21 protein-coding genes are annotated in these 22,625 nt (G+C 73.3%); 3 read left to right on the forward strand and 18 right to left on the reverse strand.

Annotated elements, in window-relative coordinates; all coding sequences use genetic code 11:
• Window positions 1–66 precede the first annotated feature (66 nt).
• The 14 genes from QQ657_RS03325 to QQ657_RS03390 form a co-directional block, all read right to left on the reverse strand.
• Complete coding sequence (locus tag QQ657_RS03325) at window positions 67–828, reverse strand: hypothetical protein (RefSeq protein WP_284740532.1); 762 nt, start codon at window positions 826–828, stop codon at window positions 67–69.
• A gap of 34 nt (window positions 829–862) precedes the next feature.
• Complete coding sequence (locus tag QQ657_RS03330; RefSeq protein WP_284740533.1) at window positions 863–1,447, reverse strand: RNA polymerase sigma factor; 585 nt, start codon at window positions 1,445–1,447, stop codon at window positions 863–865.
• Window positions 1,448–1,549: 102 nt separating this feature from the next.
• A complete protein-coding gene (locus QQ657_RS03335; RefSeq protein WP_284740534.1) occupies window positions 1,550–3,259 on the reverse strand; it encodes a sensor histidine kinase in 1,710 nt (569 codons plus the stop codon).
• Between the two features lie 326 nt (window positions 3,260–3,585).
• Window positions 3,586–5,946, reverse strand: a complete 2,361-nt coding sequence (locus QQ657_RS03340) for a phosphoketolase family protein (RefSeq protein WP_284740535.1) — start codon at window positions 5,944–5,946, stop codon at window positions 3,586–3,588.
• The gene (locus QQ657_RS03345) at window positions 5,943–6,848 is read right to left on the reverse strand and encodes a universal stress protein (protein WP_284740536.1); all 906 of its coding nucleotides are present in this window, start codon (window positions 6,846–6,848) and stop codon (window positions 5,943–5,945) included. The genes QQ657_RS03340 and QQ657_RS03345 overlap by 4 nt, the downstream gene beginning before the upstream one ends.
• The gene (locus tag QQ657_RS03350) at window positions 6,845–7,456 is read right to left on the reverse strand and encodes a CBS domain-containing protein (protein ID WP_284740537.1); all 612 of its coding nucleotides are present in this window, start codon (window positions 7,454–7,456) and stop codon (window positions 6,845–6,847) included. The genes QQ657_RS03345 and QQ657_RS03350 overlap by 4 nt, the downstream gene beginning before the upstream one ends.
• A gap of 100 nt (window positions 7,457–7,556) precedes the next feature.
• A complete protein-coding gene (locus QQ657_RS03355; protein ID WP_284740538.1) occupies window positions 7,557–8,654 on the reverse strand; it encodes a CHAD domain-containing protein in 1,098 nt (365 codons plus the stop codon).
• Window positions 8,651–9,058, reverse strand: coding sequence for a hypothetical protein (locus QQ657_RS03360; RefSeq protein ID WP_284740539.1), 408 nt, complete (start codon window positions 9,056–9,058; stop codon window positions 8,651–8,653). Before QQ657_RS03360 ends, QQ657_RS03355 begins: the two co-directional genes overlap by 4 nt.
• On the reverse strand, window positions 9,055–9,966 hold the full coding sequence (locus QQ657_RS03365; protein ID WP_284740540.1) for a universal stress protein: 912 nt from the start codon (window positions 9,964–9,966) through the stop codon (window positions 9,055–9,057). The genes QQ657_RS03360 and QQ657_RS03365 overlap by 4 nt, the downstream gene beginning before the upstream one ends.
• Window positions 9,950–10,228 carry a DUF1918 domain-containing protein gene (locus tag QQ657_RS03370; protein ID WP_284740541.1) on the reverse strand — a complete coding sequence of 93 codons (279 nt, stop codon included), beginning with the start codon at window positions 10,226–10,228 and terminating at the stop codon, window positions 9,950–9,952. The genes QQ657_RS03365 and QQ657_RS03370 overlap by 17 nt, the downstream gene beginning before the upstream one ends.
• 13 nt (window positions 10,229–10,241) lie before the next feature.
• Complete coding sequence (locus QQ657_RS03375) at window positions 10,242–11,633, reverse strand: DUF4389 domain-containing protein (RefSeq protein ID WP_284740542.1); 1,392 nt, start codon at window positions 11,631–11,633, stop codon at window positions 10,242–10,244.
• Window positions 11,630–12,154: a flavodoxin domain-containing protein gene (locus QQ657_RS03380; protein ID WP_284740543.1), complete on the reverse strand. Its 525-nt coding sequence runs from the start codon at window positions 12,152–12,154 to the stop codon at window positions 11,630–11,632. Before QQ657_RS03380 ends, QQ657_RS03375 begins: the two co-directional genes overlap by 4 nt.
• A 32-nt stretch (window positions 12,155–12,186) precedes the next feature.
• On the reverse strand, window positions 12,187–12,801 hold the full coding sequence (locus QQ657_RS03385; RefSeq protein WP_284740544.1) for a CBS domain-containing protein: 615 nt from the start codon (window positions 12,799–12,801) through the stop codon (window positions 12,187–12,189).
• Window positions 12,802–12,821: 20 nt separating this feature from the next.
• The gene (locus tag QQ657_RS03390; protein ID WP_284740545.1) at window positions 12,822–13,640 is read right to left on the reverse strand and encodes a universal stress protein; all 819 of its coding nucleotides are present in this window, start codon (window positions 13,638–13,640) and stop codon (window positions 12,822–12,824) included.
• A 129-nt stretch (window positions 13,641–13,769) separates the two neighbouring features.
• Here QQ657_RS03390 and QQ657_RS03395 point away from each other — a divergent pair, with 129 nt between their 5' ends.
• A complete protein-coding gene (locus QQ657_RS03395) occupies window positions 13,770–14,387 on the forward strand; it encodes a hypothetical protein (protein ID WP_284740546.1) in 618 nt (205 codons plus the stop codon).
• Here QQ657_RS03395 and QQ657_RS03400 read toward each other — a convergent pair.
• Complete coding sequence (locus tag QQ657_RS03400) at window positions 14,378–14,569, reverse strand: hypothetical protein (protein ID WP_284740547.1); 192 nt, start codon at window positions 14,567–14,569, stop codon at window positions 14,378–14,380. The genes QQ657_RS03395 and QQ657_RS03400 overlap by 10 nt on opposite strands.
• 18 nt (window positions 14,570–14,587) lie before the next feature.
• Window positions 14,588–15,400, reverse strand: a complete 813-nt coding sequence (ppk2, locus tag QQ657_RS03405) for a polyphosphate kinase 2 (protein WP_284740548.1) — start codon at window positions 15,398–15,400, stop codon at window positions 14,588–14,590.
• Between the two features lie 130 nt (window positions 15,401–15,530).
• On the opposite strand from ppk2, the gene QQ657_RS03410 reads away from it, so the two are divergent.
• Entirely contained in the window at window positions 15,531–16,673 is a 1,143-nt protein-coding gene (locus QQ657_RS03410; protein WP_284740549.1) for a site-2 protease family protein, read from the forward strand.
• A 39-nt stretch (window positions 16,674–16,712) separates the two neighbouring features.
• On the opposite strand, the gene QQ657_RS03415 is transcribed toward QQ657_RS03410, so the two are convergent.
• Window positions 16,713–19,046: a heavy metal translocating P-type ATPase gene (locus QQ657_RS03415; protein WP_284740550.1), complete on the reverse strand. Its 2,334-nt coding sequence runs from the start codon at window positions 19,044–19,046 to the stop codon at window positions 16,713–16,715.
• A gap of 163 nt (window positions 19,047–19,209) precedes the next feature.
• Between QQ657_RS03415 and QQ657_RS03420 the strand changes: the two genes are divergently transcribed.
• Window positions 19,210–20,226 carry an Acg family FMN-binding oxidoreductase gene (locus QQ657_RS03420; protein ID WP_284740551.1) on the forward strand — a complete coding sequence of 339 codons (1,017 nt, stop codon included), beginning with the start codon at window positions 19,210–19,212 and terminating at the stop codon, window positions 20,224–20,226.
• A gap of 2 nt (window positions 20,227–20,228) precedes the next feature.
• Here the strand turns inward: QQ657_RS03420 and QQ657_RS03425 are convergent, their stop codons facing one another.
• The gene (locus QQ657_RS03425; protein ID WP_284740552.1) at window positions 20,229–22,625 is read right to left on the reverse strand and encodes a glycoside hydrolase family 32 protein; all 2,397 of its coding nucleotides are present in this window, start codon (window positions 22,623–22,625) and stop codon (window positions 20,229–20,231) included.

The raw sequence follows: 22,625 nt of genomic DNA on the forward strand, positions 1-22,625 counted from the left end.
CCGTCCGGAAGCGACGATCCCGGAATGGGGGTGGTGGGATCGCCGCCGGTCCGTGGTGGTGAGGACTCAGTGCGTGGGGTGCGCCGGCGGTCCGGACGAACGGGTGGGCGGCGGGCCGGTCGGGTGGGTGGCCGGCGGACCGGCCGAATGGTTCTGACCGTTTTCCGAACGGCCCGGAGAAGCAGGTGCTCCGGGCGAGCCGGTGACGTGGGCCGGTGCCTTGCCGTTGATCAGGCCCTCGCAGTAGCCGTCGACCTGGGTCTTGTCCCCCGCGGCCGTGACGAGCGCCGCGAACGCGGGGCTCTCCAGCGCCCGGCCGTGGTCGGCCTTGTCGCCGGCCCGGTAGGCCTGGCACAGGCCCACCAGCGAGGGCGCTGCCACCGGCGAGTGACCGGGCCCGCTCTCCTCGGGTGCCCGCGTCGTCGCGGGCGTGGTCGACGGCCCGGCCGCGGGTACGGCGGGACGGGACGCGGAGGGAGCCGGTGCCGAGCCGCCTGCCGGGAGCGGCAGCGCGCCGGTGACGGCGGCCGTGGCGACCCCGCCGACGACGAAGATCGCCGCCACGGCGGCCGCGACCTTGGCCGTGAGCAGCCGCGCCCACCTGCTCTTGGTCATCGAGGGACTCCGGGGTCGAGGGGCGTGGGCGTGCTGGGCCGCCTCGCGGAACGCCGTCACGGCCGCTCGTTCCCCGCCGAGCTCGCCGTCGCGCGGTGGGGCGGCCGCGGCGGCGAGCAAGCCGGTCAACGCGTCCGGGGCATCGACCCGCGCACCTCGGAGCGCCTGCTCCGCGGTGTGCCGATCGATCCGGCGCCCTTGCTGCTTGCCCATCACAAACCCTTCAGCGCCGGGCGGCTCGAAAGTGTCACACCTGCCCGCCGAGGCGGTCGGCGAGCGTGCGAAGTCCCCGGTAGGCGGCGGTGCGCACGGCGCCCGGGCGCTTCCCGAGCACCGCCGCGGCGGCCTTCGCGTCCAGGCCGACCACGGCCCGCAGCATCACGGCCTCGGCCTGGTCACGGGGCAGGGTCGCGATCAGCGCCAAAGCGGCGTCGGTCGCCGCCGCTTCGATCGCCGCGCCGGCGGTGTCGTCGGGCGCCGGCCGATCGGGAAACCACTCGGCCGGCGCGTCGGCGACCGGGCGGCGGCGCTGTCGCCGCAGGTGGTCCAGCGCCCGGTTCCGGCCGATCGTGGCGGTCCAGGCACGGAACCCGTCGAGGTCGCCCTCGAACGACGCCAGGTCCCGGGTGATGTGCAGCCACGCCTCCGAGGCGACGTCCTCGGCATCCTGGCCGACCAGGACGCGCAGGTACCGGCAGAGCCCAGGATGTACCGACCGGTACAACGAACGGAAAGCGTCCTCGTCACCCCGCCGCGCTCTCCCGAGCACCGCCGCCGGGTCGCCGTCCACCACCGGCTGCCCACCACGACAAGGGCCCGAATCCACTACCACGCGCATCCTTTGCGGTCTGCCCCACCGCGTTGACGGCGCCATCATGATGCATCGACCCGGTTCGCGAAAGCCCGGCCCCGCCCACCGTGGCGCACGCCTCCATCAGGAGAACGGCACCCACCAGGTCAGCTCGCGCTCACGCACCTCCGATACCCCGCCCCGGCGGCTCGCCAGCTCGGCGAGCCCGGTCAGCTCCACACCCGGCGCCCCGGCGAGCGGGCCACCGTCGTGGGCGAGGACCACGGTCAGCCGCTCCGCACCCGAACGCACCGAGACCTCGACCGCCCCGGCCCCGGTGTGCCGGGCGATCAGTCTCAAGCCTTCGCGCAACGCTGTGACCAGCTCGTCCGCCAGCTCCTCCGACTCGATCGCGTCGAGCTTGCCCGAGAATTCCGTCGACGCGGTGAGGCCCAGCTCGGCGCCGACCTCCGCCAGCACCTCCAGCACCCGGTCGCGCATGCCGGTCGCAGGCCGGGGCAGCACGTCGTCCAGCTGGAACACCGTCTCGCGGATCTGGGTGATGACCGTGTCGAGGTCGGCGATCGCCGTCCGGATCCGGCGGCCGACCACCTCCGAGCGAGCCGCGCCGGCGGTCGTCTGCAGGGACAGGCCGATCGCGTACAGCCGCTGCACGACGTCGCTGTGCAATTCGACCGCGATCCGGTCGCGCTCGTCGTAGAGCTCGCTGCGCTGCTGCTCGGCGCGGGCGTCGGCCAGTTCGATCGCCACCGACGCCTGGCCGGCGAACCCGGCCGCCATCTCGAGGTCGTCGGACGTGAAGCCCGGCCTGCCGATCTTCCGGGCGGCCGTGAGCACACCGTTCACCTGCCCGGCCCCGGTCAGCGGCACCACCAGCACGGCGTCGAGATCGGCCCGGAGCGGGGCGGCGCCCTCCAGCTCACCCTGCCGGTCGACCCAGGACGCCACCACCGGCGCCCCGCTGGTGAAGACCTGCCCCGACATGGTGCCCTCGACGTCGACCAGGCTCCCCTCCAGCTCGCCGGCACCGGCCCCGACGGCGACCTCGATCCGGAGGCGATCGCCGTCCGGGCGCAGCACCGTGACCAGATCCGCGTCCGCGAGATCGAGGGTGTGCTCGGCGATCAGCGCGAGCGCGCTCCCGGACCGGGCGGAGAGCAGTTCGCGCATGATCGCGCCGGAGGCGGCCAGCCACTCCTGCTGCTTGCGTGCCTTCTCGTAGAGCCGGGCGTTGTCGATGGCCTGCCCCGCGGTCGCGGCCAAGGCAAGGGCGAGCTGTTCGTCTTCCGCGCTGAACTCGCCGTGCCGGCATTCGGTCAGGTACAGGTTGCCGAACACGACGCCGCGCACGCGGATCGGCACGCCGAGGAAGCTGCCCATGGGCGGGTGCTCGTCGGGGAAGCCGGACGAGCGCGGGTCGTCGGTGATGCCGGCCAGCCGGATCGGGCGCGGGTCTTCCACCACGGCACCCAGCAGGCCCTTGCCTTCGGGCAGCCGCCCGACCCGCGCCACGGTTTCGTCGTCCATGCCCACGTGGATGAACTCGGCGAGCTGGCCGTCCGGCCCGATCACGCCCAGCGCCGCGTACCGGGCACCCAGCAGTTCGCGCCCGGCCTCGACGATCCGGCGCAGCAACGTCGGCAGCGCGAGGTCCCCGGTCACCATCTGGCTCGCGTGCAGCAGGCCGCGCAACCGGCCCTGGGTACCCATCACTTCCTGGGCGCGTTCGACCAGCTGGCCCAGTAGCTGGTCCAGCTCCATGCGCGGCAGATCCGGGAACGTCAGCCGTTCCGGGTCCGCCTGCTTCTCGCGGTCTTCGCCTGCCCAGCTCACATAGACCACTCCGGTTCGCCCCATGCGGTGGTGTCGAACCAGTCTCCCGCCCCGGCCGGGGGCAAGGTCAAGCCGTCATGCGCACCAATGCGGTGACTTGTTCACCGGAGCCGGGCATTCAGGAGTTTTCGCGGGCGGCGTACCAAGTTCGGCGCCCCAATCGCTGCACAGCCGATGCAAGGTCCTCGACGCGGCGGTGTCCAAAGAGGACATCGCCGCGTCGGCACGCCCGGAGGCGCCCGAGCACGTCCGGGTTGCGCGGCAGGAACCAGGTCTTCGACGCCTTCACACGAACCACCTCCACAGCGGGAGCGCGGCGGTCACACTCAGCCCTCCCAGGCCCAGTCGCGGATCTCGGGCAGGTCCTCGCCGTGCGCGAGGATCCAGCGGCGGTGGCGCCCCTGGGCCTCGGTCATCCGCTGCCGCAGCACGCCCGCCGTCGCGACCAGGCCCGGCACCCGGTCGATCACGTCGATCACCAGCTGGAACCGGTCCATGTGGTTGAGCACCAGCATGTCGAACGGCGTCGTCGTCGTGCCGTGTTCGATGTAGCCGCGCACGTGCATGTCGTGGTGGCCGGTGCGGCGGTAGGCCAGCCGGTGGATCAGCCACGGGTAACCGTGGTAGGCGAAGATCACCGGGCGGTCCGGGGTGAACAGCGCGTCGAACTCACGGTCGCCGAGGCCGTGCGGGTGCTCGACCGCCGGCTGCAGGCGCATCAGGTCGACGACGTTGACCACGCGCACGGCCAGGTCCGGCAGCGCCGAACGCAGAATCTGCGCGGCCGCCAGCACTTCCAGCGTCGGGGCGTCGCCCGCGCAGCCGAGGACGACGTCCGGCTCGCGGTCGGTGTGCGTGCTCGCCCACTCCCAGATACTGACCCCGCGCGCGCAGTGCAGCGCGGCCTGCTCGGCGTCGAGCCAGTTCGGGCTGTCGTTCTTGCCCGCCACGATGACGTTCACGTAGTCCCGGCTGCGCAGGCAGTGCGCCGCGACTTCGAGCAGCGTGTTGGTGTCCGGCGGGAAGTAGATCCGCACGACCTCCGAGCTCTTGTTCGCGACGTGGTCGACGAACCCCGGGTCCTGGTGGGAGAAGCCGTTGTGGTCCTGCCGCCAGACGTGCGAGGTCAGCAGGTAGTTCAGCGACGCGACCGGGCGCCGCCACGGGATCTGCCGGTGCACCCGCAGCCACTTGATGTGCTGGTTCACCATCGAGTCGACGATGTGCACGAACGCTTCGTAGCAGTTGAACAGGCCGTGCCGGCCCGACAGCAGGTAGCCCTCCAGCCAGCCCTGGCACAGGTGCTCGGACAACACCTCCAACACGCGGCCGTCGTGGGAAAGGTGCTCGTCGACGGGTTCGGTCGCGGCCTGCCACTGCTTGGCGGTGACGTCGTACACCGCGTCGAGCCGGTTGGACGCCGTCTCGTCGGGGCCGAAGAGGCGGAAGTTCGCCCGGTCGGCGTTGAACGCGAAGACGTCCCGCAGGAACCGGCCCAGCGCCCGGGTCGGCTCGGCCGCCGTCGCGCCCGGAGCCGGGACGGCGACGGCGTGGGCCGCGACGTCCGGCAGGGTGAGCGGACGCAGGAGGACACCGCCGTTGGCGTTCGGGTTGGCCCCCATCCGCCGCTCCCCCGCCGGGATCATCGCCGTGACGTCCGCGACCGGGCGGCCGCGGTCGTCGAACAGCTCTTCCGGGCGGTAGGAGCGCATCCACTCCTCCAGCTGCCGGAGGTGCTCCGGGTTGCGCCGGACCTCCGACAACGGCACCTGGTGCGCACGCCAGGTGCCCTCGACCGGCTTTCCGTCCACGACGGACGGGCCGGTCCAGCCCTTGGGGCTGCGCAGCACGATCATCGGCCACGCCGGCCGGGTGGTGCTCCGCCGGATCACCGCGAGGTCGGCGACCGCCGAGTCGAGAGCGGCGGCCATCGCCTGGTGCATCGTTTCGGGATCGCTGCCCTCGACGTAGATCGGCTCGTACCCGTACCCGCGCAGCAGCGCGTCGAGCTCGGCCGGCGCGATGCGCGAGAGCACGGTGGGGTTGGCGATCTTGTACCCGTTGAGGTGCAGGATCGGCAGCACGGCGCCGTCGCGGACCGGGTCGAGGAACTTGTTGGCGTGCCAGGACGTCGCGAGCGGGCCGGTCTCGGCCTCGCCGTCCCCCACCACGCAGGCGACCACGAGACCGGGGTTGTCGAACGCCGCGCCGAAGGCGTGGGCGAGCGAATAGCCCAGCTCGCCGCCTTCGTGGATGGAACCGGGCACCTGGGGTGCGACGTGGCTGGGCACGCCGCCGGGGAACGAGAACTGCTTGAACAGCTCCCGCATGCCCCCGCCGTCTTGAGTGACTTCCGGCCACGCCTCGGTGTAGCTGCCTTCGAGCCAGGTGTTGGCCAGCAGCGCCGGGCCGCCGTGGCCCGGGCCGGTGACGATCATGGCGTTCAGGTCGTGGGTGAGGATGGCGCGGTTGAGGTGCGCGTAGACGAAGTTGAGGCCGGGTGAGGTCCCCCAGTGCCCGAGCAGTCTCGGCTTGACGTGCTCGGGGCGCAGCGGTTCGCGCAGCAGCGGGTTCGCCATCAGGTAGATCTGGCCGGCCGCGAGATAGTTCGCGGCCCGCCAGAGAGCGTCCACCTGGGCGAGCTCGGTGCTGCCGAGTACCGCGGGCCGGGTGCCGAGCGCGGTCACTTCGTCCGCTCCGGGCGGACGACGAGCACCGGGCAGCGGGCGTGCTGGACCAGCGCCTGGCTGGTCGAGCCGAGCAGCATCCCGGTGAAGCCGCCGCGGCCGCGGCTGCCGACGACGACCAGCCGGGCCGTCTCGCTCTCCTCGATCAGCGCGTGCCGCGGCCGGTCGCGGACCAGCCGCCGGCGGACCTCGACGTCGGGGCACTTCTCCTGCCAGCCCGCGAGCCGCTGGCCGAGCAACCGCTCCTCGTCCTCTTCCAGCGCTTCCGGCTGGGTGAGGATCCGGGCGGTGGCGCGGGTGTCCTCGTAGGTGACGTCGTTCCAGGCGTGCACCGCGACCAGCGGAGCACCGCGCAGTGACGCTTCCTCGAACGCGACGGCGATGGCCTGCTCGCTGTTCGGGCTGCCGTCGATGCCGACGACGACCGGCCCCTCGTCCGGGATGACCGTGGTGTCGTGGCGGCCGCGGACGATCGCGACCGGGCAGTGCGCGTGGCTCGCGACCGAGGCCGCGGTCCCGCCCACCAGCATCTCGGCGAAGCCGCCGGTCCCGGTCCGGCCCACGACGAGCATCCGGGCGTGCCGGGACTCGTCGATCAGCAACGGCACCGGGGGTTCGGTCGGCAGCTCCGTCGTGATGACGAGGTCCTTGCCGATCGACGCGGCGAGGCTGCGGGCCTCGGCGATGACCCGCTCGCCGTCGACCCGGATCGCGTCGAACAGCGCCGTGGCGCTCGCACCGGACACGCCGCCGCCGTAGTAGAGGCCGGCGAGCTGCAGCCCGTGCACGATCCGGAGCTCGAGGTGCCGCCGGGCAGCGACCTCGGCGGCCCAGGTGACGGCGGCCGTGGAACCGGCGGAGCCGTCCACGCCGACGGTGATCCTCGGGTCGGTGGTGGTCATCGGTTCTGCTCCTCACCCGCGTAGGCGGTGTCTGCGGCGATGACGCCGGGCACGGCGAGCGCCAGCAGCCGGGCGACGTGCCGGTCGGTGTCGTCGTCGTACTGGTCGGTGATGTGGACGCAGCCGTCGCGGACGTCGATCTTCCAGCGGCCGCTGCCGCCGTAGATCTCCAGCCGGTGCTGGACGTCCCGGGCGATGTCGGTGTCTTCCCGTGCGAGCATGCGGACGACGTCGCCGCGGGTGACGATCCCGACGACGGCCGAGCCGTCGACGATCGGCATCGCGCGGATCCGGGCGTCCACCAAGGCCTGGCACAGGTCCGAGACGTCGGTTCCGGTGCTCATGGCGGTGGCGGGGCTGGTCATCACGTCCCCGACCGTCTTGCCCGCGACCGCGGCTTCGCGGTGTTCGTGGGCGTGGCGGGGGTCGGCCGGGATCCGGCCGCGGATCAGGTCGGCCTCGGTGACGATGCCGATCAGGGCATCGTCGTCGTCGACCACGGGGAGTGCGGTGAAGCCGTGCATGGACAGCAGCTCGGCCGCCTCCTTGGCGGACGTCCACGGCTGCACGGTGATCACCGGCGTGGTCATCAGGTCGCGTGCGCGCATCGGGAGTTCCTTTCGTGTCACCTCCCAACCTAGGAAGGCCGGACCCGGGTCACCGCTGGCGTCGGTCACCGGTCGTGAGGACTTACGTCCCTTCGCCGGATCACGTCCACAAAGGACGAAGGTCCCGCCGGAGGCCGCGCCACGCCGACGGCAGGGCCTCGACGCACCGGGCGGCCGCGGCGACCTCGCCGTCGTGGACCGGGCCGTCCCGGACCTCCAGCGCGCGCAGGTGCTCCCGCGCGACGACGGCGTCCTGGAACTCGCCGAGCAGGTCCTGGAACTCGTGCGGCGCGGGCTTCGCGCCGGCGGCCTCCAGCGCGTACCGGAGCCGTTTGGCGGCCTTCCGGACGTCGTGGACGGCGCGGTCGCGCTCCGGCCCGGCGGGCAGCGCGGCCACCCGGGCCACCCGCTCGCCGACGTCCGCGGCCACGACGTGGACCAGGCGGGGCAGTACCTTCGCGGCGGGACGGCGGGCCGCCTTCCGCCACTTGCGCCGCGGCTCTTCGGCCAGCACCAGCTCGAGCACGTCCAGCGCGTTCAGCAGCTGGACGTAGCGACGGCTGTCGAGCGCACGACGGACCAGGACCTCGGCTTCCTCCGTAAGAGTCGCGAAGTAGGCGTCCGAACGCTCGTTCGCCCAGGGGCGCGAACGTGCCCATTGGACCTCGGTGTCGCGGGCGGGGGCGAGTTCGCCGCCGAGCCAGCGCAGCGAGCCGCTGATCTCCCGCAGGAGTTTCCGCCCGCCCAGCACCTTCGAGTACGCGGAGAAGACGCCGCGCAGCCGTCTCGCGGCCACGCGCATCCGGTGCACCGCGTCCGGCTCGCCCTGCCGGGTCGCGAGGTCGGCCATGGCGAGCGCGCCGATCTGCGTGCGCACGTACCGGAGGACCACGCCTCGCGCCGAGTCGTCGGGCGGCCGGGCCGGCGTCACGATCCGGCTGCCCAGCACCGCGTGCAGCTCCGCCACGCCGCCGTCGTGGAGCTGCGCGACCGGCACCAGCCGGTCGTCCCGGGTGTAGGCGCGCACGAGCCGGGCCAGGGTCGGCGGGACACCGTGGTCGGAGCCGGCGAAGCGGACCGGCCCGTCCGGGGTGTCGAGCCGCCACTCACCGGCGTGGAAGCCCACCGTCAGGCCGTTCCTCAGCAGGCGCAGGGAATCCGTGTCGAAGAACCGCGTGTCCGTGATCGTCGTGGTCATCGCGCCGCCACCCGGTGCCGGGCCAGCAACGCCAGGCCGAGCAGGACGACCACCAGGCCGGCAGTCACCCACTGGACGGGCGCGCGCACGCCGATCACGCCGAACTGGATCGCCAGCCAGCCGGTCAGCACCGCGCAGGCCGCCAGTGCCGCGATCGGGGCGCGGAAGTCGATCCGCCAGGCGAACACCGAGGCCCAGGCCAGCGTGCCGCCGATGCCGAGCGCCAAGGCGATCCCGGGCAGCACCCAGCTGGTCAGCCCGAGCGGGGCCAGCCACTCGACCGGCATCGTGAAGCCCGGTGCGCCGGCGACCAGCGAGATCCCGCCGTAGACCGCGCTCACGGCGAACAGGGTCTCGAACGTGGCCAGCAGCCGCATCGTGGCGCGGGTCCGGAGCGTGGTCACCTCGCCCTCCCGGTCCGCTGGGGCCGTACCACCGCCACCGGGCACGGCGAGTGCGCGATCAGCGCCTGGCTCGTCGACCCGAGCAGCATGCCGGTGAACCCGCCGCGGCCGCGGCAGCCGACCACGATCAGCTGCGCACGCTCGCCGCGTTCCAGCAGCGTCCGCACCGGCCGGCCGCGGGTGACCTCGAACTCGATCGCCAGGTCCGGGTACTTCGCCTGCCAGCCGGACACCTGCTGGGCGAGCTTGTCCCGCTCGGCGCCTTCGATCGCGGCCGGGTCCTCCTCCATCGGGTGCGCGCGCAGCATCCCGTCGGCGAGGACGTCGCTCCAGGTGTGGACCGCGACGAGCCCGGTGCCGCGCAGCCGGGCCTCCTCGCAGGCGAACGCCAGTGCGGCGTCGCTGTCGGGCGAACCGTCCGCGCCGACGAGCACCGGGCCGTCGTCCGGCGGCGGGTCGTGCGCGGTACGGCCGCGGACCACCACGATCGGGCAGTGGGCGTGCGCGACCACGGAGACGGCGGTGGAGCCGACCAGCAGGCCGGTGAACCCACCCAGGCCGCGGGAACCCAGCACGACCAGATCGGCGTGCTGGGACTCCTGGATCAACGCGGTGACCGGGCTCCATTCCCGCGCGGCCGTGCTGATCTCGAGGCCGGGGTGCGCGGCGAGCACGGCGTCCCGAGCGTCGGCGAGCCAGCCTTCGGCCCGCTCGGCCAGGCCGGCCCGGACCTGCTCGTGGGTGCCGAACGCGACCGGAGCCTTCACCTGCGGCAGGGCGTAGACCTGCACGAGCCGCAGCGGGCGGCCGCGGCGGCGGGCCTCGGCTCCGGCCCAGACGGCGGCCTGCACGGCCGAGCTCGAGCCGTCGATCCCGGCGACGACCGTCGTGTCAGTGAACCCGTGCATGGCCGCCCTCCTCGTGGATCAGGTGCCGGACCCGGTCGTACCGGGTGCGGGCCCGCTCTTCGGCGGCCAGTTCCTCGGCGGCGGTCAGCACGACCGCGTCGGGGCCGGGGAAGACCGTCGACACGTGGTCGTCGGCGGTCCAGCGCACGACGTACGGCGGCGTGCCGTCCACGGAGCGGACCTCCAGGATCCGCCCGCGCTGGTCCGGCGCGTCGACCCGCGGCCCCTTGATGACGAGCCAGTCGCCCGGTTTCGCGTGCATGGTCCTTCCCTTCTCAAATGTCCACAGTGGATGGCTCGGGAGTGGTGGGCTGCTCCGGCCGCCGCGACGCCCGGTGCGCCGCGACGCCGATCAGGACGGCGCCACCGGCCAGCGCCGCGAGCCCGGCGGCCAGCAGGCCGAGCGCGATCCAGCCGACCACGGGTGCGGTCGCGCCGGCCTCGGCGCGCACGGAGATCCCGCGCGAGGCGTCGGCGTTCATCACGACGGCGGTCCACTGCCCGTCGAGCACCGGCCACGCAAGGGTCTGCGTGCCCGCGCCGGACGTGCTCGCGACCCACACGCCGGCGTCACCGGGCTGGCCGGCCGGGGCGCCGCCCGGGTGCGTCCGGCCACCCGGCGCCGTGTATTCGGCGGTGGCCAGGTAGCGCTCGACGACGTCGGAGCGGCCGATGCCCACGAAGACCGGGCGGCTGTCCGCGCCCGTGGCCCGGATCCGGACGTCACCGACGGTTCCGGCGACCGCCGGCGCCGACACTCCCTGCAGCCGCACGGGGTCGGTCGTGACCGCGTACCCGCCGGACGTCAGCGTGGTCGACGCGCTGAGGTAGCCGTCGGCGTCGCGCTGGGTGCGGTCGGCCCAGAGCAGGGCCCCGCCGCCGGTCAGCAGCCCCATCGAGCCCAGCACCAGCACGGCGCCGGTCACCACGGCGGCGATCCGCCCACCGGTCCAGCCCGCCGGTCCGGCCGCGCGAGCCTGCGGGTGCGGTGGTTCGTGGCCGGCTTCGGAGCCGCCCATGTCGAGGCGGAACGGCGGGTACTCGTCGGTCATCAGCGACACGTACGCCGCGACCCGCAGCACCCAGCGGTCCATGCCGAGCACGAAGTCGAAGATCGGCCGCGGGTAGCGGCCGGTGAACAGCAGCACGACCCCGGCGACCACGACCAGCACGCCCACGAGCCCGCCGGCGGCCCAGTCGAACCCGTCGTCCGTCCCGGAGCGGAACGCGAGCCAGCTCCCGCCGCCGGCGAACAGTCCGATGATCACGAAGTGCGGGATCGCCAGCAGCCACCACTTCACGAGGACCAGGCCGCGCGAAAGCCGTTCGGGGTAGGCGATTTCTAGCCGGGCCGGGTAGTCCGGGACGTCGGCGAAGGTGAACGGCGGGTACCGGTCGGTGCCGAGGGCGGCGTAGGAGTAGTACTGCACCCGCCAGCTCCAGCGCAGCACCCCGGAGGTGAACTCGAAGAGCGGCCGCGGGTAGCGGCCGGTCACCAGGATGGCGAAGAACGCCGCGATCGTGACGAAGGGGTAGGCGAACCACAGGAACGCCAGGACGACGTAGTGCGGCACGGCCAGCAGCCACTTCACGAGCCAGAGCCCGCGCGACAGCGGTTCGTCCAGGGTCGCCTCGACCCGGACGGGATAGGTCTTCGGGGTCGTCATGACACGCTCCTCGCGGCTTGGGCCAGACTGGCGCCGATGTCCCGGCCCCAGGCACGGATCGACGGCCAGTCGCGGTTGTCGCCGTCCGCGACGCGCAGGGCCGCCACGACGGCGCGTTCCGGGAAGTGCAGGGCGCGGCGGTCGAGCTTCCCGCCGAACAACCGGTGGCCGCGGGCGCCGAGCAGCCGGACGAGGTCCTCGATCACGACCGGTTCTTCGGCCGGTTCGACCTGTTCACCGAGGGGACCGCTGGAGAACAACCAGACCGGCACCCGGCCGAGTTCCTCCTCGAAGGACTCGGCGAACTTCCGCGCCGGCTCCAGCCAGTGCCCCAGGTAGACGGCGCTGCCGAGCACCACCGCGTCAAAGCCCTCGACCGAGTGCACCAGGGCCGCGTCGCGGACCTCGACCAGCGACCACACCCCGGCCTCGGTCAGCGCGGAGCCGACCGCGGTGCCGATGTTCTCGGCGATTTCCCTGGTGGCGCCGTGCCGGGTGGCCACCGCGACGAGGATGTTCATTCCTCCAGCGTCGCGCCGGTGAGCCACTCGGCTTAGGGTCCGACGACCTCGCGCGGCTCGCCGAAAGTCACCGAGGTCTCTTCCCAGAGCTCCACGCCCATGACGCCGTAGACCGTCTTCGCCAGCGCGGTCACGACGCGGCGCTCGGCCTCGTCGGTGAAGACGCCGCGGATCGTGACCATCCCGCCGGTGACGGAGATCGACCACCGGTCGCGGTGGCCGGCGTAGTCGGTCAGCAGCGCGTGGAGGTGCGAGGCGACCGAGTCGTCCTGGCGCACCAGCGGGCTGAGCATGTCGCGGCGGCTGACGATGCCGAGCAGCGCGCCGTCGTCGTCGACCACCGGGATGCTGCGCAGCCGGTCGCCCAGCATGTGCCGGGCGATCTCGGTGACGTCGGTGTCGAGCCCGACCGTTTCGGCCGGCGTGGTCATCATCGAACCGACCAGCACGTCCGGCGCCGGTCCCGTCCCCGCCACGCCGCTGCGGAGAGCGTCCGCTTCGGTGAACATGCCGAGCACGGAGTCCTCCGCGCCGACCACCGGCAATGCGGCGACGCAGTGCTCGGTGAGCAGCACGATGGCTTCGCGGACCGGCGTTCCCGGGCCGACCCGCACGACCGGCCTCGTCATGATGTCGCGTGCCTTCATCGGCGGTACCTCACTTCGGTTCAGTGCACGACCGCGACCGGGCAGGCCGCGTGTGCGAGCAGGGCGTTGCCGGTCGAGCCGAGGACTCCGCCCGCCACGGGGCCGCGGCCCCGGGTGCCGACGACGATCAACCGGGCGTCGGGGACGGCGTGCAGCAGCGCGCGGGACGGGTTGCGGTCCGCCACGGCGTGCGCGGTGATCTCCAGCGCCGGGTACTTGCCGGCCCAGCTCGCGATGCGCGTTTCCAGGTCGTGTTGGCAGGTGGCGCCGTCACCGCCGTGCCACGCGTGCACGACGTGCACGGGAGCGCCGAGGGAGGCGGCCTCGTCGAGGGCGAACCGCAGGGCGTGCTCGCTCGAGTCCGACAGGTCGAGGCCGACCACGACCGGCCCGGTCCGGTCCGGCCGGGGCGCGGGCGCGGGCACGACCACAACCGGAGCGGACGCGCCGGCCGCGACCCGCAGGGCCACCGAGCCGATCAGCGCCCCGCGCAAGCCGCCGAGGCCGTGGGAACCGAGCACCACGAGCGCCGCGCCGGGCGACTCGGCGAGCAGGATGTCCACGGCGAGGCCGAGCTCGACCGAGGTTTCGACCCGCACGCCGGGCGCCCATTCGCGGGCCACGTCGGCGGCGCGGCGAAGCCACCCCTGGACGTGTTCCAGCAGGAGTTCGGAATCGTCGGTCACTCGCTCGGGCGCGCCTTCGAAGACGCACGCGTGCAGCAGCCGCAGCGTCGTGTCGCGCCGCCGTGCTTCCTTGGCCGCCCAGCGGACGGCGGCGGACGAGGCCGCCGAAGCGTCCACGCCGACGAGCACCGGCCGGTTCGCGGTTGCGGTCATCAGTTTCCTCCTGCGGGGGTCTCGGAGTCAGCATGACCGGCCGCATACTCACCGGTCAGGGCACGAAGTCCTTTTCACCGGGGACCAAATCCGCCTGTCCCCCGGCGGGTCGTCACCCACGCTGGGACGATGACCGAACCCGACCTGTTCATCGACCACTTCCTGCCGCACCCGCACTTCGAGCTGGTGCGCTCCGCCATCGTCGACGCGCCCGTGAAGGAGACCTATGCCGCGGCGCGCGAACTGGACTGCACCGACGTCCGCGGCGGCGTCGTTTCCGCGGCCGGCTGGCTGCGGATGCTGCCCGAGCGTTGGCACGGCCGTCGGCACGGTCCACCGCGGCGGCCCACCCGGCTGACGATCGACGACCTCGACGCCGGCTCGGCGTGGGCATTGCTCGGCGACCGGCCGGGCAGCGAGTTCGCGCTCGGCGTCGCGGGCAAGTTCTGGAAGCCGGTGATCGCCTGGCGGCGGGTGGAAGCCGACGACTTCACCGCGTTCGAGGAACCCGGCTTCGGGAAGCTCGTGCTCGCGGTGTCGGTGGTTCCCTACGGCCCGCACCGTGCTCTGGTGACGGTGCACACGCGGGTCCGGATGACCGACCCGGAAAGCTGGCTGAAGTTCCGCCGGCACTGGCGCGCCGCCCGGCCGGTCATCGGCTCGGTGCACACCGCCCTCATCCGCACGTTGGCCGCGAACGCCCGGAAGCGGGCACTCGCGGCCTATGCGCGTACCGATCAGGCCTGACGTTCGCCCGCCGGCTCCCGGGGAGCGTCCCCGGCGGCCGGGACGACGTCTTCCTCGTTCTCCTTGACGGCGTGGTGTTCGACCGCGTGCAGGTAGCGGCCCAGCTTCGGGCCACGATGTCCGCGCTCCGCGATGTCACGGCGAGCCTCGGCTTCGATGGCGGCCTTTTCCTTGTCTTCCATGGTTTCTCCTCCTCCGGTTCAGTGCGGCAGCAGGGTCGCCGCGTGGTCGGGTACGTGGGTCTGCAGCCGCCGGTCGGGCCGGAAGTAGCCGGTCGGCTCGGGCCGCGGCGGCAGGGAAACCGCCTGCCGGGACACCTCGTAGTACGGGACGGTGGAGAGCAGGTGCGCGATCATGTTCAGCCGCCCGCGCCGCTTCTCTTCGCTTTCCACCACGTGCCACGGCGAGTCGGCGGTGTCGGTGTGCACGAACATGTCGTCCTTCGCCCGCGAGTAGTCCTCCCAGTGCGTCACCGACTGCAGGTCGATGGGCGAGAGCTTCCAGCGGCGCATCGGGTCGTCGATCCGCGCGGCGAAGCGGCGCTCCTGCTCGTCGAGGCTGACGGAGAACCAGTACTTGCGCAGCAGGACACCGTCGTCGACGAGCAGGCGCTCGAAGATCGGGCACTGCTGGAGGAACCGCCGGTGCTCTTCGGGGGTGCAGAAACCCATCACGCGTTCCACGCCGGCGCGGTTGTACCAGCTGCGGTCGAACAGCACGATCTCGCCGGCGGCGGGCAGGTGCTCGATGTAGCGCTGGAAGTACCACTGCGTGCGTTCGCGTTCGGTCGGGCTGGGCAGCGCGGCGATCCGCACCACGCGGGGATTGAGGTGCTCGGTGACGCGCTTGATGGTGCTGCCCTTGCCGGCGGCGTCCCGGCCTTCGAACACCACGACCAGGCGCGCGCCTTCGGCCCGCACCCATTCCTGGAGCTTGACCAGTTCGGCTTGCAGCCGCAGCAGCTCCCGCTCGTAGACCTCGCGCGGGATCCGCGCTTTCTTCTTACCCGCCATGCCCTTGACGCTACGAAGCCGCCGGGGAGGCGGTCTGCGGTCGGACGTCGGCGTTGCCGGGGCCTTTGGTCCTTCACACCGGGGCGGTGCGGCCCTCCCCGTGCGCGCCCGCGAGGAGCACGGTGCGGGAATGCATGCCACGTTCCCGCTCGGGCGCCCGGCCGGTATCCGCGTCGGCGCGCACTGGTCCGTCCTCCTGATCATGGCCCTGCTGGCCGAGCTCCTGGCACAGTCGCTGCTGCCCGAATCCGTGCCGGGGCTGTCCCCGGTCACCTACTGGGTGGCCGGCGCGGCCGGGTCCGTGGTGTTCCTCGCGTCGTTGCTGGTGCACGAACTGGGTCACGCGCTGGTCGCGCGCCACCGCGGGCTCGCCGTCGACCGCATCACGCTGTGGCTGCTCGGCGGCAGCACGGAAATGCCCGACGAGCCGCCCAGCCCCGGTACGGCCTTCGCGGTCGCCGTCGCCGGTCCGCTGGCGAGCCTGCTGACCGGGGCCGGGTTCCTCGGTCTCGCCGTCGTGCTCCCGGTCGCCGTGCCGCCCGTCGTGGAGGTCACCCTGGTCTGGCTGGGCTGGACGAACCTGGTCCTGGCGGTGTTCAACCTGTTGCCGGGCGCACCGCTGGACGGCGGCCGGGTCCTGCAGGCCGTCGTCTGGAAGTTCACCGGCGACAAGCGGCGCGCGCAGACCGTGGCGGCCCGCTCGGGCAGCGTCCTGGGCTTGGTCCTGGCGTCGGCGGGGCTGGTCGAGGTGCTGTGGTTCGGCAGCATCGCCGGGCTGTGGCTGTTCGGCATCGGCTGGTTCCTCGGCTTCACCGCCCGGGCCGAGCTCGCGGCCGGCCCGGCGCGCGAGGTCCTCGGGCGGATCCGGCTCGGCGAGATCATGACGCCGGACCCGGTCACCGCACCCGGCTGGTTCACCGTGCAGGGGTTCGTCGAGCAGGCCGCGTCCGGGCGCTACCGCAGCTACCCGGTGGTGACGTTCGACGGCCACCCGGTCGGCGTGGTGAGCCTGGCGGCACTCGCCCGCGTACCCGACGCCGCACGCACTTCGACCCGCGTCGAGGACATCTGCACGCGGCCGCCGTCGGTGGCGATCGGCTCCCCTGGCACCCCGCTTCCGGCGGTCCTCGGGCGGATCGGGAACCGGCCCGGGCAGGATCTCGTGCTGGTGGTCGAGAACGGGGTGCTGGCCGGGGTCGTCAGCCCCGGCGACGTCGCCCGCACGCTCGAGCTGGCCGCGCTCGGCGCCGAAGCCCACCGCCCGGCTCGGTGAGGGGCGGCGCGAGCCGTCCGGTACCCGGCGCTCCCGGCCTCACGACGACGGCAGCGTGAAATACGCTTCCTCCTCCTGCGCGAAGTGCAGGGTCAACACCGCATCCAACCCGTAAAGCGTCGCGCGGAGATCGTCGACCTGGTCGGGCTGGATGCCCTCCGGCGCCTCCGCCAAGTGCCGCTGGAGCCTGCGGGCGAGCCGGCCGATCTCCGCGTGCTCGCGGCTCATCGTCACCGTGCCTTCGGGGCCGCCCAATGCCGGGGCCAGTGCCGGGTACAGCTCGGATTCCTCGGCCTGCTCGTGCGGCAGCAGCTGCTCGGCCACCAGCCGGGCCGCCGTCCGGACGGCGGTGTCCGCGGTGGTGGTCGCCCCTTCGGCCAGTGCGTCCGCCGCGTGCCGGACCGCTGCTCGGGCGGGCAGCAGGTGCTCGTGCTCGGACTCGAACCGCCGCACCAGCTCGGCGGGCGCCGGACCGCCGCGCTTCGCACCGCCCAGCGCGCGCAAGGCGTTCAGGATCACCGCGACGTCGATGGCCTCCTGCACCAGGGCCCCGGCGACCGGCACCAGGAACCCGCCGGCCGCGGCGAGCATCGCCACCAGCGACAGCAGGGTTCCGGCCACGGCGCTCTGCACGGCGAGCCGGCGTGAGCGGCGGGCGATCTCGGCGGCGTCGGCGAGCCGGTCCAGGCGGTCGTCGAGGATCACCGCGTCGGCGGCCTGCGCGGCCGCGGTCGCGCCCCGCGAGCCGAGCGCGACCCCGACGTCCGCGGCGGCCAGCGCGGGCGCGTCGTTGACGCCGTCGCCGGTCATCACCGTCACCCCGCGGGCGCTCGCGGCTTCGACCGCGCGGACCTTCTCCGCGGGCGTCACCTCGGCGTCGACGTCGTCGAGACCGAGCATCGCGGCGACTTCGCGCGCGTTGCCGACCCGGTCGCCGGTGAGGAGCCGGACCTCACCGATGCCCGCCGCGCGCAGCCGGCGCATCGTCCGGGCGGCGTCGGGCCGGATCGGGTCCTTCGCGAGCAACGCGGCCACCGGTTCACTGTCGAACTCGACCCAGAGCACCGAAGCCAGGTCCAGCCGGCCACGACGGGCCGCACCGGCCGCCCACGCCGGCCGCCCGGTCCCGGACGCGCGGCCGATCCGGACTCGGAGTCCGCGCACCCGGCCCTCGACGCCGAAACCGGGCTCCTCGGTGACGTCGTCCGCGGGCGCCGGCGTGACTCCCGCCGAAGCCGCCGCCCGCACCACGGCCGCGGCCAGCACGTGCGGCGAGTACTGCTCCACCCCGGCGGCGAGCTCGAGGACCCCGGCGATGTCGTGCCCCGGCGCGCAGACGACGTCGGTGATTTCGGGGCGCCCCCGCGTCACGGTGCCGGTCTTGTCCATCAGCAGCACCGAGGCCCGGCCGAGCGCTTCGAGCGCGGCTCCGTCCTTGACGACCACCCCGGCCTTGGACGCCCGCGACATGCCACCGGTCACGGCGATCGGGACGGCCAGCAGCAGCGGGCACGGCGTCGCGGTCACCAGCACCGCCACCGCCCGGCCGGGCTCGCCGCTCACGGCCCAGGCCACAGCCGCGATCAGCAGGGAAGCGGGCAGGAACCAGAGCGCGACGCGGTCGGCGATCCGGGCCACCCGCGCGGTGCGGGCCGCGGCCTGTTCGGCCAGCCGCACGACTCCCGCGTAGGCGCTCTCCGCGGCCGCCGCGCTTGCACGCACGTCCACCGCGGCGCCGGCGTTCACCACTCCACTGTGGACGGTGTCGTCCGCGGGCCGGGACACGGGCAAGGGCTCGCCGGTCAGCGCGGACTCGTCGAAGGTCCCGCCGTCCGGCAGCACGCCGTCCACCGGCACGACCTCGCCCGGCAGCACGACGATCAGCTGGCCGGACCGCACCTCGTCGACCGGCACGGTCTCGTGGCCGGTTCCGGTGCGCAGGTGCGCCACGCGCGGAGCCCGGTCGAGCAACGCGGTCAGGTTCCGGCTCGCCCGCCGCCGGGCGCCGGCTTCGAGGACCCGCCCGGTGGCGATCATCGCCGCGACGATCGCGCCCGCGAGGAACTCCCCCACGGCGAGGGTGGCCGCGAGCGCGAGCACCGCCAGCAGGTCCGCGCCCCAGCGTCGCGCCCGCAGGTCGGCGGCGACCCACACCACGGCCGGCCCCAGTGCGACCACGTCCGCGGCCGCCCAGACGACGTCCGCCGCGGTCGGTGCCCCCGCCCACCACGCGACCCCGCCGGCCGCCACGAGCACCACCACGACACCCAGCAGCGCGACCTCCCGCAGCCGCGAAGAGCGCTCCTCGTGTCTCCTGTCCGGTGCGGTGGCGGTGCTTTCCGCGGGCGCGAAGGGATCGTTCGCGTGCTGCATGACTCCTCCGAGGGTCGGACCGGGACCCCAGGTTCGGCCGCCCGCGCGTCCCGGCAAAGGGCCTTAGGGCCTCGACCGGGTCACCTCGGCGAAGTCCTTCGGCCCTGGGGCTCGGCGGCCCGGCGCGACGAGCATGAGGGCAGCCCGATGCGAGGAGGAAGCGATGAACCGGAACCTGCCCGACGCGTACACGGTGAAGGCGGCCATCGCCCTCGCGGTGCGGGCCCCGTCGGTGCACAACTCACAGCCGTGGGACTGGCGGTTCACCGGCCGCACGGTCGAGCTGCGCGCCGACCCCCGCCGGCACCTGAGGAACGCCGACCCCGACGGCCGCGACCTGCTGGTCAGCTGCGGCTGCGCCCTGCACCACTTCACGGTCGCCGCGGCGGCCATGGGCTGGGCCGCGCAGGTCCACCGGCTGCCGGAGCCGGGACTGCTCGCCCGGATCGACCTGGTGCCGCACGACACCCGGGACGGCGACATCGCACTGGCCGCCGCCATCCCGCGCCGCCGGTCCGACCGGCGCCGGTTCGCCGAGCGGCCGCTGCTCGTGCGGGACGAGGTGTTCCTCCGGAAGAGCGCCGCCGACCAGGGCGCCGCGCTGCGCATCGTCACCGACGCACCGCACCTGACGGCGCTCACCAGGGCCGCCGCCGAGGCCGGCGGACTGCACCGGGCCGACCCGGACTACGCGATCGAGCTGGCCGCCTGGAGCGGACGGCACTACGCCCCGGACGGTGTGCCCGCGCAGAACGCCGTCCTCGCGCACGCGGCTACCCGGGAGCTGCGCGTCCGCGACTTCGCCGACGCGGGGCTGAGCGACACCGAGGGCCGTGACGGCGCGGTGCTGACCGTGCTGTCCACCACCGGTGACAGCGCCCTCGATCGCCTCCGCGCGGGAGAAGCCGCCGGCGCGGTCCTGCTGACCGCGACCCGGCTGAACCTCGCGTCGTGCGTGTACACCGAACCCCTCGAGCTCACCAGCACCCGCGGCCTGATCCGCGACTGCGTCCTCGACGGCCACGGCGAACCGCAGCTCGTCGTGCGCATCGGCTACCACCCGGAGGGGGCGGAGCCGCTCCCGGCGACGCCGCGACGCCCGATCGGCGAAGTCCTGCGGCCGGTGCCTCACCCTTACGGTGCCGGACTTCCGATACCGGCGCAGCTACGCGGCCACTGAGCTCAGCTGATCGTGAGGTGCTGGGCGGTCGTGTTCCCGCCGTAGGCGTTGAGACCGAACCTTCCCGCGGCGTAAGCGGTGTCGGTCGCGTCGATGACCGGCGTCGCGCCGTCGCCGAGCCAGACGCGGATGCGGGTGCCTGCCGTCTGCACCTTCAGGTGGTAGGTGCGGCCTTCGACGATCGGCGTGGGGTACGTCGCGATGTCGCGGCCGGGCCGCCAGAGCTTGACCACGCCACCCGTGTCGACGTTCGCCGTGTAGCCGGCGCCGTCGGCGATCGCCCGGAACGTCAGCCCGGCCGCCACGCCGTTGGTCACGGACACGTCGCCTTCGTAGGTGAAGTCGCTTCCGGTGCGGTCACTGAGGTAGAAGCCGTCGCCGCTGGAACTGGCGCGCAGCCCGTCCGGAGTCGTGGTCCAGGTGCCGCCCTTCGCCGTCCACGGGCCGGAGGTGAACGCGGTGAATCCCGCGGGTCCCGTGTTCAGGTTCTGCACGGTCGCCGACCCCTGGTAGGCGTTCGCCCCGAACCGGCCCGACGCGTAGGCGTCGTCGGTCGCGTCGATGACCGGGGTGGTGCCGTGGTTCAGCCAGACCTGGATGCGGGAGCCTGCGGTCCGGACCCGGAGGTGGTAGGTGCCGTCCGCGGAGACGGCCGTCGGGTACGTCGCGATGTCCCGCCCGGGCCGCCAGAGCTTGACCACGCCGCTCGTGTCGACGTTCACCGTGTAGCCGGCGCCGTCGGCGGTCGCCCGGAAGGTGAGCCCGGCCGCCCGGGCGGTGCCCAGGCGGACGTCGCCCTGGTAGTCGGCGTCGCCCGCGGTGCTCGCGCTGAGGTAGAAACCGTCGCCGGTGACCTGTGCCTGCTTGCCGCCGCCGACGTCGGTCCACGAGCCGCCGGCCGCGTGCCACGGGCCGGCGAGGTTGCTCTGCAGCGTGGACTGTGCCGTGCCCCAGCTCGTGCTGAGCCGGGTGAACGTCGCGTTCTTCAGCCGCACCTGCCCGCCGGTCGCGAAGAGCCGGATGCCCTGGCTGACCGCGGCGGAGTCGAAGTTCACGTTGTCGGCGATGGAGAACTGGCCGGTGCCGTCGAAGATCTCCAGCTGGCCGCGGTCGACCAGCAGCCGCATGGTGACCTCACCGCCGGTGGGCGGCAACGGCTTGCCGTCCAGCGTTCCGGCCGCCCGGTCGTACGCGACGGTCCGGTCGGCGCTGCCGTCGGACCGGCTGTGCAGCGCGAACCCGAACTGGCCGGCGGTCGCACTCGCGACGTCGAAGGTCGCGGTGATTTCGTAGGTGTCGGCGAGGATCCCCGCGAACGGATTCGGCCCGCCGGCGCGCACCGTCTCGTTCCGCCAGGTCCGGCCGTCGGCGCGCAGCGAGCTCAGCTCGGCGACCGGGGTCCGGGTGATCCGGGGGCCGTCGGGGGAATCCACCAGCCCGAGCGCGACGGGGAACGTGGCGTTGCCCGTCCAGGAGCTGCCGCGGTTGCCGCCCTGCCACGCCATCTGCACCACGCGGCCGTCCGGCGAGCCGGTGAACGTCTCGGCGGCGTAGAAAGTACCCCCGGCGTAGGTGGTGCCGAGGTTCATCTTCTTCGGCTGCGGCCGGTCGGTGTGGAAGGCCTTGCCGTCGAAGGTGCCGACGACGTATTCGCCCGTCGCCGACGTGAGCACCCACCGGCCACCGTCCAGCGGGAACAGGTCGGGGCACTCGAAGAGCCAGTCCGCCGCGTACCGGCTGGCGAAGGTCCAGTGGAGCAGGTCGGGCGAGGTGTAGACGTCGACACCGTTGCCGCCCCGGTTCGACCACACGACCATGGCCCACTGGTGGCGCGCGGCGTCCCAGACCACCTTCGGGTCCCGGCTCTCCGCCGGGATCTCGATCTGCTTGCGTCCGCCGTCGTAGGCCTGGAAACTGCGGCCGTTGTCGTTGCTGTAAAAGATGCTGACGCCGTCGGTGTTGCTGAACACCACGATCGGGTCGAGTGGGCCGGTCTTCAGCCCCGAAGTGTTGTCCCGGTCGACGACACCGCCGCCGGAGAACAGGATGCCGGGGTGCACGCCGGGCTCCAGCGCGACCGGTTTCTGCGTCCAGTGCACCAGGTCCGGGCTCGTGGCGTGGCCCCAGTGCATGGTGTCCCACTCGAGCCCGTGCGGGTTGTGCTGGTAGAAGAAGTGGTAGAGACCATTGGCGTACACCAGCCCGTTGGGGTCGTTCGTCCAGCCGGACTGCGAGCTGAAGTGGAACTGGCCCCGGAACGGCTCCTGGTACGTCGTCGCCGGGTAGGGGAACTCCGGGTACTCCCACGCCGTGCCCGCCGTCGCGGGGACGGCGGGCACGAGGAGGGCCGAAGCGATCACGAGGACGACGACGAGTAACGCGCGGGCGCTGCGAACCAC

The organism is Amycolatopsis ponsaeliensis (assembly GCF_030182635.1).
Classification (GTDB): Bacteria; Actinomycetota; Actinomycetes; order Mycobacteriales; family Pseudonocardiaceae; genus Amycolatopsis; species Amycolatopsis ponsaeliensis.